The organism is Paenibacillus oleatilyticus (assembly GCF_018998565.1).
In the GTDB taxonomy this organism is placed as follows: Bacteria; Bacillota; Bacilli; order Paenibacillales; family NBRC-103111; genus Paenibacillus_G; species Paenibacillus_G oleatilyticus.
On record NZ_JAHNZO010000048.1, the window covers coordinates 26,805 to 37,196 of the forward strand.

General features: G+C 59.2%; 10 protein-coding genes. 7 read left to right on the forward strand and 3 right to left on the reverse strand.

Annotation, left to right across the window (positions count from 1 at the left end; all coding sequences use genetic code 11):
* Positions 1-165: 165 nt before the first annotated feature.
* Positions 166-1,032 (reverse strand): hypothetical protein, encoded by an 867-nt coding sequence (locus KQX66_RS34945; RefSeq protein ID WP_216798157.1) that lies wholly within the window; start codon positions 1,030-1,032, stop codon positions 166-168.
* A gap of 129 nt (positions 1,033-1,161) precedes the next feature.
* Positions 1,162-2,055 (reverse strand): LysR substrate-binding domain-containing protein, encoded by an 894-nt coding sequence (locus KQX66_RS34950; RefSeq protein WP_216798158.1) that lies wholly within the window; start codon positions 2,053-2,055, stop codon positions 1,162-1,164.
* A 170-nt stretch (positions 2,056-2,225) separates the two neighbouring features.
* On the opposite strand from KQX66_RS34950, the gene KQX66_RS34955 reads away from it, so the two are divergent.
* Genes KQX66_RS34955 through KQX66_RS34970 form a run of 4 tightly spaced genes read left to right on the forward strand, consistent with a single transcriptional unit; the run spans position 2,226 to position 7,286 of the window.
* Positions 2,226-3,197, forward strand: a complete 972-nt coding sequence (locus KQX66_RS34955; RefSeq protein ID WP_216798159.1) for an ABC transporter ATP-binding protein — start codon at positions 2,226-2,228, stop codon at positions 3,195-3,197.
* Between the two features lie 18 nt (positions 3,198-3,215).
* Positions 3,216-4,307 (forward strand): ABC transporter substrate-binding protein, encoded by a 1,092-nt coding sequence (locus tag KQX66_RS34960; protein ID WP_216798160.1) that lies wholly within the window; start codon positions 3,216-3,218, stop codon positions 4,305-4,307.
* Positions 4,308-4,319: 12 nt separating this feature from the next.
* Complete coding sequence (locus KQX66_RS34965; protein WP_216798161.1) at positions 4,320-5,987, forward strand: ABC transporter permease; 1,668 nt, start codon at positions 4,320-4,322, stop codon at positions 5,985-5,987.
* Between the two features lie 6 nt (positions 5,988-5,993).
* Positions 5,994-7,286, forward strand: a complete 1,293-nt coding sequence (locus KQX66_RS34970; RefSeq protein WP_216798162.1) for an MBL fold metallo-hydrolase — start codon at positions 5,994-5,996, stop codon at positions 7,284-7,286.
* Here the strand turns inward: KQX66_RS34970 and KQX66_RS34975 are convergent.
* Positions 7,283-8,137, reverse strand: a complete 855-nt coding sequence (locus KQX66_RS34975; protein WP_216798163.1) for an EcsC family protein — start codon at positions 8,135-8,137, stop codon at positions 7,283-7,285. The genes KQX66_RS34970 and KQX66_RS34975 overlap by 4 nt on opposite strands.
* Before the next feature lie 523 nt (positions 8,138-8,660).
* Between KQX66_RS34975 and KQX66_RS34980 the strand changes: the two genes are divergently transcribed.
* The 3 genes from KQX66_RS34980 (at position 8,661) to KQX66_RS34990 (ending at position 10,099) form a co-directional block, all read left to right on the forward strand.
* Positions 8,661-8,903: a hypothetical protein gene (locus KQX66_RS34980; RefSeq protein WP_216798164.1), complete on the forward strand. Its 243-nt coding sequence runs from the start codon at positions 8,661-8,663 to the stop codon at positions 8,901-8,903.
* Positions 8,904-8,939: 36 nt separating this feature from the next.
* Positions 8,940-9,785 (forward strand): DUF72 domain-containing protein, encoded by an 846-nt coding sequence (locus KQX66_RS34985; RefSeq protein ID WP_216798165.1) that lies wholly within the window; start codon positions 8,940-8,942, stop codon positions 9,783-9,785.
* A gap of 134 nt (positions 9,786-9,919) precedes the next feature.
* Positions 9,920-10,099 carry a hypothetical protein gene (locus tag KQX66_RS34990; protein ID WP_216798166.1) on the forward strand — a complete coding sequence of 60 codons (180 nt, stop codon included), beginning with the start codon at positions 9,920-9,922 and terminating at the stop codon, positions 10,097-10,099.
* Positions 10,100-10,392 lie beyond the last annotated feature (293 nt).

Here is a 10,392-nt window from a genome sequence, read left to right on the forward strand (position 1 = left end):
TGTTGCCGGGTCGGCGGTTGATGCGCATCATCTTGCGAAAAAAGGAGCTGGTCCCTTGCAGCCGTGAAGGTTGCATTCGGGATACAGCTCCTTTGGTTTTCTGTGCGAGAACGGCGGTTTGCCGACTGGTGAACGCTCGTTTATCCGCCTGGCTCGGTGCAGGGCTTAGTAGCGGTCCATAATCAGCTGTGTTTTCAGCGAATCTTGGGCCAGGAACCAGCCTTTGCTTTTCAGATAAGTCACCAGCTCGTCATGCTTCTGCGAGGCGGTGTCCCGGTCGTCCGTCTTGAACGAAATTTCGACGATGTTTTCCGTACCGGAGCCGCTTGCGCTGCGGATCGGCCACACCTCGATGTACGTTTTCAGGCCGCTATAGGTGCCGGTGTACCGCTTGGCCAGAACCGGGCCGTAGATTCGGGATTTTTGCAGCTTCTCGGAGCCCCAGCCGGCGTACAGCCACTTGTCGAATTTGCCTGGAGCGTTATCGATCAGCAGCTGCCGGGAATCTTTGACCGAGGGCAGATCCACGCCGCTGTAGCCGGATTTTTTGACGTCTTTGGAGCGTGTGATGCTGAGTGTCTTGTTCTGGTAGCCCCATTCCACCTGCGCCTCGTAGTTGGTGTCCGACGCGTCGAACCCTTCCTGATTGGCCTTCGTCAGCGCCGCGTCGATGTTGCCGTTGACGATCGGATAGCGCTTCTTGTAGCTCAGCTCGAACTTGCTGTCGCCTTCCTTCTTCCGAATGCGGGGACTCCAACCGTTGCTGTAGATGTCTTTGCCGTCCGTATCCAGAAACTGCACGTTCATCTTCGTCACCTTGTCCGGTATGCCGAACGCGCTGCGGACCTCGCTCTTCAGCTTGTCGTCCGAGCCCAGCACGGCGTTCGCGGGCATGAGCAGCTTCACCTCGTAATCCGGCACCAGGTTGCTTGCGGCTTTGACAGACGCGGCAGGGAAGACGGACGACACCGTCAAAGCGGCGGACAGGACGACCGCAGACAGCGCCCCAATCCATTTGGATCGTTTGTTCATCATCGACAACTCCTTCATGATTTGGAATAGGCTTACACGCTAGACTGTAATGATCGTTTGTTATCTAGATGTTAAGCAGATATGTTGTTTTTGTAAAGAAAAATATGGAAATTGGTATAAATACTAGATTTACCGGGCTTCTTGCCGCAAAAAATCGATGAACCGTTCCATGACGGCGGACTGTCGCCGGTCCGCATTGTACGCGCAGTACACGTAGCGCTTGAACGGATTTTGCGGAATCGGACGGAATTCGAGCTCCCCGCGCTCCACTTCCCGCTGCACGGCCTGTCGCGAAACGAACGACACGCTCTCCCCCTGCATGACGACCTGCTTGATCGCCTCCAGCGAATCGAGCTCCATATGCGCTTTCAGCTGGACGCGGTTGCTTTGCGCCCATCGATCGGTCATTTGCCGCGTGCTGGACTCCGGTCCGTGAAGCAGAAAAGGCGCCTCGGCGAGCTGGTCGGGATACAATTGCGGGTACGCGGCCAGCCGGTGACGCGGCGCGAAGACGACGACCAGCTCGTCCTCGCACACCGTTTCGGCGATCAATGGTGCCGATTGGAACGGCTCGGTGGACAGGATGCCGAGATCGATCTCATGATTGCGCAGCAGCTCCCGGATGACGGGAGCCGTCTTGACCTGCAAAGACAAGGTGATTCGCGGATACGCCTTGGCGAAGCCGCTGAGCACCTTCGGCAGCAGGTACGTTCCCGGCACGTAGCTGGCGCCGATCTTCAGCGTGCCGCGGCCCAACTCGTCGAACTCCTTCACGACCCGCCCCGCTTCCTGCGCGAGCGCATTGATTTTGACCGCGTAGTGGTAGAGCGACCGGCCGGCCTCCGTCAGAATTGTTTTGCCCGCGCGCGTCTCGAACAGCTGCACCCCGAGCTCCTGCTCCATGCTCTTCATGTGGAACGTCACCGTCGGCTGCTTGAGCCCGAGCTGCTCGGCGACGGCGGTAATTTTCTTGTGTTTCTCCAACAGCTCCACGATTTCCAGCTTCAGCAGACTGAAATTCAATGTGCCCACTCCCCTTGTTCGGCTCTGCATTTTCCCACAGTATAGAAAAAATCTATGCGAATGAATAGTATGCATTGAGTTAATTAACATAATCTTTACGTCCCGCTGACAATCTTCTGCATTTCGCCATGTACACTAAAGCTAGATTGCAAGATAGGATGGGTTGCAGCATGGATGTGGTCATACGGGGGTTGGAAAAATCGTTCGGAGCGATGCAGGCCTTACGCCGGACGGATCTGGTCATCAGGAAAGGGCGGTTCACGACGCTGCTCGGGCCGTCGGGCTGCGGGAAGACGACGCTGCTGCGGATGATCGCCGGACTGGAGCGGCCGGACCGGGGAGAAATCCGTCTCGGCGACGAGTGCTTGTTCTCGGCCGAGAAGCGGATCGATCTGCCGGCGCATAAGCGTCATTTTGGCATGGTCTTTCAGGATTTCGCCTTGTGGCCGCATATGACCGTGTTCGAAAATGTCGCCTTCGGCCTGCGCGCCACCGGACAAACGAAAGAGCTCAAGCGGCGGGTGGAGGAAGCGATAGCGCAGGTGCGGCTGCAAGGGATGGAGAAGCGGTACCCGCACCAGTTGTCGGGCGGGCAGCAGCAGCGCGTGGCGTTCGCGCGGGCCGTCGCGCTGAGGCCGCAGCTTGTGCTGTTCGACGAGCCGCTTAGCGCCTTGGACGCCGTGCTGCGCGACGAAATGCGGCTGGAGCTGATGAGCCTGGTACGGGACATCGGGCTGACGGCGCTGTACGTGACGCACGATCAGACGGAGGCCATGTCGATGTCCGACGAGATCGTCGTCATGCAGGAGGGCCGCATTTTGCAGCAGGGCGCGCCCGAGGACATTTACCGCACGCCGGCCCATCCGTTCGTCGCCCGCTTCATCGGCAAGTCGAACTGGCTGGTGCCGGACCGCAGCCTGCTTCGTCCGGAGCATGTCCGCTGGTCGGAGCCGGAGGAAGGCGCGGTTGCGGCTTATCCGGGCACGATCCGCAGCGTCAGCTATGTCGGGGACCGCTACGAGATCGGGCTGGACATGGGGGCTATAGGCCAGTGGACGGCTTATCATTCCACCCGCTTGCAGGCGGGAGAACGCGTGACGGTGTACGTATCGCCGCAGCATATTCACCATATTAGCGAATAGAACGAGGAGGAACGACGGATGAACAAGGGGAAGGGATTGAAAAACGGAGCTCTGCTGCTATTGACGGCCGTGATGGGCTTTGGTATCGCCGGCTGCGGAACGACGGCTGCGGACAAGTCCGCGAACACGGGCGCAGCGCCTGAGACGAAGACGGAGCAGGCGGCCGCCAAGCCGGATGACAAGAAAGAAGACAAGAAGCTCGGAGGCAAGCTGGTCGTCTACAGCGCCGGTCCGAAGGAGCTGGCTGAGAGCATTCAGAAAGGGTACGAAGCGAAAACCGGCGTGAAAGTGGAAATGTTCCAGGGGACGACGGGCAAAATTTTGGCCCGGATGGAAGCCGAGAAGGCGAACCCGGTCGTTGACGTTGTCGTGCTGGCTTCGTTGCCGTCCGCTCAAGGGCTTAAAAAGAGCGGGCTCACCCTGGAATACAAAAGCGCAGCCAACGCCGATAAGCTGGTCCCCGATTGGTCCGACAAGGAAGGTCATTTCTTCGGCTACAGCGCCTCCGCGCTCGGCATCGTATACAACACGAAGCAGGTGAAGACGCCTCCGAAGGAGTGGAGCGATCTCGCCAAGGATGAGTGGAAGGGCAAGGTGAACATCCCCGATCCGGCGCTGTCCGGCTCCGCGCTGGATTTCATCACCGGCTATCTGAGCACTAAAGGCGACGGCGGCTGGGAGCTGTTCGAGCAATACAAGAAAAACGGCGTCGCTCTGGCGGGCGCGAACCAGGAGGCGCTTGACCCGGTTATCACCGGAGCGAAAAGCATCGTAGCGGCAGGCGTCGACTACATGACGTACCAAGCGAAGGCGAAGGGCGAGCCGGTCGACATGGTGTATCCGGCCAGTGGTACGGTTATCAGCCCCCGCCCGGCGGCGATTCTGAAGTCGAGCAAAAACCAGGATAACGCCAAGGCGTTCATCGACTACCTGTTGTCCGACGAAGCGCAGAAGATGGTGGCGGACACCTACCTGCTGCCGGGGCGCAAGGACGTGAAGGCGAAGGACCGCGCGAGCGCCGATCAAATCGCGCAGATGAAAATCGATTGGACGTGGATGGACACGAACGGCGACGCAGTGACGAAGAAATTTACCCAAATGTTCAAATAAGACGGTGAAGGCATGCAAGCAAGAAGCTGGATTTCTATACGAACGGTAGGGATGACCCTCGCCTTGTTTCTTTTGGCGGTCCTGGTGGTCGTCCCGCTTTTTTTCATCTTTCTGACGAGCGTCTATCCGGAGCAGACGCTGGATTTGTCCGCGCCGCTGCGGACCATTCTGGAGAACAAGCTTGGCGAAGTATTCTGGAACTCGATCTGGCTCGGCTTGTGCGTCGTGCTCGGAACGACGGCGCTGGCGCTGCCGCTTGCCTGGATCTTGGCCAAGACGAGCCTCGGCCGGCACGCGTGGCTGGATATCGTGCTGCTGATCCCGTTCATGACGCCGCCGTACATCGGTTCGATGGGCTGGATTTTGTTCATGCAAAAAAACGGCTATATGGAGCAGCTTCTTCCCGTGGCGGAGGCGTGGACGCCGAAGTTTTTCAGCGTCTTCGGCATGGTGGCGATCATGAGCCTGCACTTGTTCCCTTTTCTTTATTTGATTCTGCGCAACGCTTTATTGCAGATCGGCGGGAGCAAGGAGGACGCCGCCGCCGTTCACGGAGGCCGGTTCTTCTACAGTTTCCGACGGATCGTGCTGCCGCTGCTGCTGTCCAGCTACGCGATGGGGGCGCTGCTCATCTTCGTCAAGACGATCGCCGAATTCGGCACGCCGGCCACCTTCGGCCGCAAAATCGGCTTTTATGTACTGACCTCGGAAATTCATAAGTATATTTCCAGTTGGCCGATCGATTTCGGCAAGGCGACCGCGCTCGCTTCCGTGCTGCTGAGCACGTGTCTGCTGCTGTGGTACGCGCAGACGGTCGTCACCCGGCGGTATACGTACCGTCTGGTCGGCAAGGGAACGCGGAGCAAAATGTATCCGCTAAGCGGACTGACGCGCCTATTGGCTTGGGGCTATGTGATCGCGCTGCTGGCGCTGTCCGTAGGCGTTCCTTACTTTTCGATCATTTCCGCTTCGCTGATGAAGCTGCGGGGCGTCGGGCTTGCCTGGAGCAATCTGACCTTGAATCATTACGCGGAGCTGCTGACCTGGGGCTCCAAAAGCATGACCGCGCTGCTGAACAGCCTCGGCTTGTCGCTGGCAGCGGCGACGATCTCGGTCCTGCTGGGCACGTGGTTCGCACTGACGATCAAGCAGTCTAGGACATGGCCGCAGCGGATGACCGACCTGTTCAGCCTGCTGCCGAATACGGTGCCGGGCATCGTGCTGGTCGTCGGCCTGATTCTGCTGTGGAACGCGCCATGGATGCCCGTGCCGCTGTACAACACGTACGGGATGGTCGTCTTGACGTATGTCGTCTTTTTTCTGCCGTACACGGTGCAGTACGTCAAAGCAAATTTTTCCCAGCTTGACGATGCGCTGTTTCAAGCGGGCCAAGTGTTCGGCGGCCGGCCGGCTTACGTCTTCCGTCGCATTTTGCTGCCGCTCATCGTCCCGGGCATGCTGGCGGGCTGGATGATGACGTTCACCATCTCGGTCCGCGAGCTGGTGGCGTCGCTGATGATTTTGCCGCCTTCGATGGAAACATCGGCCACGTATATTTTTGCGCAGTTCGAGCAGGGGAAGGTATCGCTTGGCATGGCCATGGCAGTCGTCTCGGTCGGTCTAACGACGCTGATGCTGCTCGGAATCGACCGGTTAAGTTCAAAACAGAAAGTGGATTGAGATCTCATGCAGCTCGATATTTGGGGCGGGGCGGGCGAACACGGCCGCTCCTGCTACCTCTTACACAATGACCGCATCGGCGTAATGCTGGATTGCGGCGTTAAAAAGACGGGCGCGGGACAATACCCGCTCGTCGACCCGAACGTCATTCCGCGGCTGAATGCCGTTTTTTTGTCCCATGCGCACGAGGATCATTCGATGGCGCTGCCGCTGCTGTACAAGCACGGATATCGCGGCGTCGTCTGGACGACCCGGGCGACGGCGCAGCAGCTGGACACGTATTTCGCATCCTGGAAAAAATATGTCAGGGGACAGTCGGCCGAGCTACCGTATGGCGACGAGCACGTGAAGGCGATCCGGTTCGCGTATTTGGAGGAGGCCGGAGCTTCGGGGGAATGGATCGACACGGCTCCTCACGTGAGAGCCTGTTGGGGCCGGAGCGGGCACTTGGTCGGCTCCGTCTGGCTGATGCTGGAGCTGGAAGGCAAGCGGGTCTTCTTCTCCGGCGATTACTCTTCGGAGTCCGTGCTGCTTGCGGCGGACGGACCGGAAGCGCTGCCGCCGGGAACGGCGGGCCGCCCGGCCGATCTGGCGGTGATCGACGCCGCCTACGGCATGGACGCCGAGGCGCAGCCGGCCCTGCTGGAGCGGCTTGCCGCCCGGATCGGGCAGGCGCTGGCGCAGGGCGGCTCCGTACTGCTGCCCGTTCCCGCCTTCGGGCGCGGGCAGGACATGCTCGTCTGGGCGCGGGAGCGGTTCCCGGACGTTCCGCTCGTGGCGGAGCGGGAGCTGCTTCAGGCGTTCGGCCCGATGCTCGACCGGCCCGAATGGCTGAAGCCGGGCGCGGCCGAGCGGATTCGGCGCTGCCTGGAAGACCCGCGCGTCGTCGCAGTGGCGACCGATGCGGAGCGGGAGCAGGCGCTGGCCGCGGGGCGGAGCGCGCTTTATTTCACCGCCGACGGGATGATGCAGTCGGAGCGCGCGCAATGGTACTACCGCAGGCTGGCGGCGGCGGGAAACAGCTGCGTCATCTTGACGGGCCATCTGGCCGCCGGCAGCTTCGGACAGCGTCTGCTGGACGAGCCGGAGGCCGGGGGCGGCTGCTTGGCCGAAGCGATCCGCTACAAGGTGCACCAAGGCGTGGCCGATGTCAGGCGGATGCTGGGGGCTTTCGGCGGCCGTCGGACGGTCCCGGTGCATACGGGACGCAGCGCGACGGACGCGCTTTGCGCAGCGCTGGCCGCGGAAGGCTTCGCCGGGCTGCACTCGCTGGGGCCGGGCGAAGCGCTGCGCTTCTAGCCGTTGCGCAGCCGCTCCAGCACCCGGCGCTTGCGGTACAGCATTTTGCCCGCTTCGGCGACGTCTTGCAGCGTGCTGCGGTTCAGCACCGCGCCGAAGATCATGCCGGCGACGGGGACAAGCTGGAACAGCTTCTTCCAGCCGAAATTGTCGCGGTAAATCGTCACGACCTCGCGCCAGCCTTGAAGCTGCGAGATTGCGTCCCGCTGCCGGTGCTCGTTGTCGAAGTCGGCCAGCTCCTCCAGCACGGCCTTCTTCCCGACGATGTCGGAGGAAGCGAACTGCAGGCACTTGATCACGAAGACGCGCTCGCGCTTGTCGTTCGGATCGTAGCCGTACACCATCGCCATCTCCTGCAGCACCTTGAGCGACAAGCCGAGGATGGCCGGAATGTCGATGGCGAGCGTAAAGATGCCGCCGAAGCCGGTCGTCGCCCCTTGAGCCGTCGCGAAGAGGGTGCGGCTGCGGGCGAATTCGTCGGCGGCGCCGTCCATGACGGCAAGCGGCAAGGAGGAGACCTCGCCAAGGGTGAGCGCATCGGCAAACGCCGGGGCGTCCGGCCGGCTCGCGAGCTGCCGGTTCAACTGGTCGAGCACGCTTTTCTCCGAGATCAGGTATTGGCCGCCCGTTTGTACGAAGCTGCCCACCTCGTCGATCGCCTGAGCCAGCTTGTTCTGCAGCGCCTTCGGCGTGAGCCGGTCAAGCAGCTGGAAGGGCAGTCTGCCGAGCTTCTCCCAGAACCACAAATCTTTCTGGCTCGCCTCCCATGCCTCGATGTCGAGAAGCGCCTGCCGGAGTTCCTCTTTCGTATCAGGGGCAGGCAGCGGATGAGCGTTATCATTTATCGTCATGGATGGATCAGCTCCTTTATATCCCAGTATTACGGTGCGAGTCCTTGGAAGGATGCACATGCGGGCGGGGTTACTTTCTAGGCTGCGGCGGGGTGGCGGGTTATGGGGGAAATGTGCTTTGGCGCGGAAGGAGCCGGTTGAAAGCACTTGCATCTTTGGCTAAATTGGTGTAAATTGGAATACACAACATCGTGATTACTCGAATGTTTATGAAGCGAAAAGCAACGATCAAGGACATGGAACGTGCGACCGGTTGCGCCAGAGAGGGCGTCCGAGGCTGAAAGACCCCCAACCGCCGTATGCTTCGCCCCACCTTGTAGCTGCAGCGGGGAACTAAGCTGGACGTATCCGCTGCCGGGCCTCCCCCGTTATCCGAATGAAGGACCGCGCGCGCCTGCAATCCGAGGCACATGCGGTTGAACCAAGGGTGGTACCACGACACGTTTTCGTCCCTGACGAAGACGTGTTTATTTTTATATCCAGCCTGACTGAATCCAAATCAGGATGCCGAGGAGGAATTCAAATGCAAACCGTTTCGGACTATTTGTTTATGGCCTCATTGCTGACGATTATTTTGAGTTTTGTGGGCGGAGGATGGCGGTATACCGGCGTCTCCGCGTACACCACGGATTTGCACATGCAGCAGGACCCTGGTAAAGAATTCAAACGACAGGATAACGCGGTGAAAAGATATTTCAAATCGAAGCTGTTTTGGATCGCTGCGGCAGGCATCGTCATTTCGGTTATATTGTCGGAAATGGGATAGAAAGTAAGGCGCAGCAAGGCAAGGAGGCACACGTTCATGATCCGAATCGGCTTGGCTGGATGGGGCGACCATAGCGACTTGTACGAACAAGGTCTTCCGGCCCGCGATAAATTGAAGGTGTACGGCCGGTACTTTTCGCTTGTCGAGGTAGACAGCTCGTTTTATGCGGTGCAGTCGCCCGCCAACTTCGAGCGATGGGCGGCGGATACGCCGGACGGCTTCGCTTTCGTGGTCAAAGCCTACCAAGGCATGACCGGGCATCAGCGCGGGAACAGCCCTTTCGAGGATGCGGACCATATGTTTCAAGCGTTCCGCGAATCGGTCGAGCCGCTGCGGGTAGTGGGCAAGCTGAAGGCGGTGCTGTTCCAGTACCCGCCTTGGTTTGACTGCAACCGGCTGAACGTCGAGCAGCTCCGGGAGGCGAAGCGGCGGATGGGCGACTTGCCCGTGGCGCTGGAATTCCGTCACCAGAGCTGGTTCGACGGAGAGATGAAGGCGAAGACGCTGGCCTTTATGGAAAAAGAAGGCTGGATTCACAGCGTCTGCGACGAGCCGCAGGCCGGCGTCGGCTCGGTGCCGACCGTGCTGCATCCGACGGACCCGGACGTCACGATCGTCCGCATGCACGGCCGCAACGCGGCCAACTGGAACCAAGGAGGTGGTCCAAACTGGCGCGAGGTCCGCTATTTGTACCGGTATAACGCGGACGAGCTTGCGGAGTGGAAGGAGCATCTCGCGAAGCTGCAGGAACGGAGCAAGGAGATTTGCATCATTTTCAACAACAACTCGGGCGGCGACGCCGCGGCGAACGCGATGCAGATGCTGGAGCTGCTCGGACTGCCGACGAAGCCGTTCGCCCCGCGGCAGTTGGATTTATTTTGAAACAGGCTCAGGTCCGGATATTCCGGGTTTGGGCCTGTTTTTTGTGCTCGGGCGCCCAACTGGAAACTATTTGTTTCATTTTCTATGAAAATTACCTTTTTATTGCTAAAAACCAGCCTGCCGGGCTCGGAAACGTGAAATTCGAAGAGCTTCCGCTGTTTTCGATCCTACCTGTCGATTATGGCCGGTCCTGCGAGTATGTCGATTGGCTGGGTAAGCCGATGCGTATGGCATCGGACCGGATGAAGAGCCTCATGGAGAAATATAACCGTCACATTCGGTTTAAGCGGGTGGAACTGATCGATACGAAATAAAGCGGGCAGAACTCCTACTGGATCATGCAGGTACCGGCTGTCGAGTGTCTATCCCCGCAAAGCGAGTTTCACCCCGGAGGCACGCTGAAGCGGCTTGTATTGGATCGGGAGAGCTGTATGAGAATGAGCATAAAATAGGACAAATTGAAATGGAAGTTTAGTGATATGACGTTTTAACCTAAACGTCATTTTAATGTTTAAACGACTTGATTACTGAGGGTCTGTAAAATAAATTGTGTAACCTCTCAACTGAGATAAATTTGGCAATACTGACTACTAGATCAAAGTTGGAG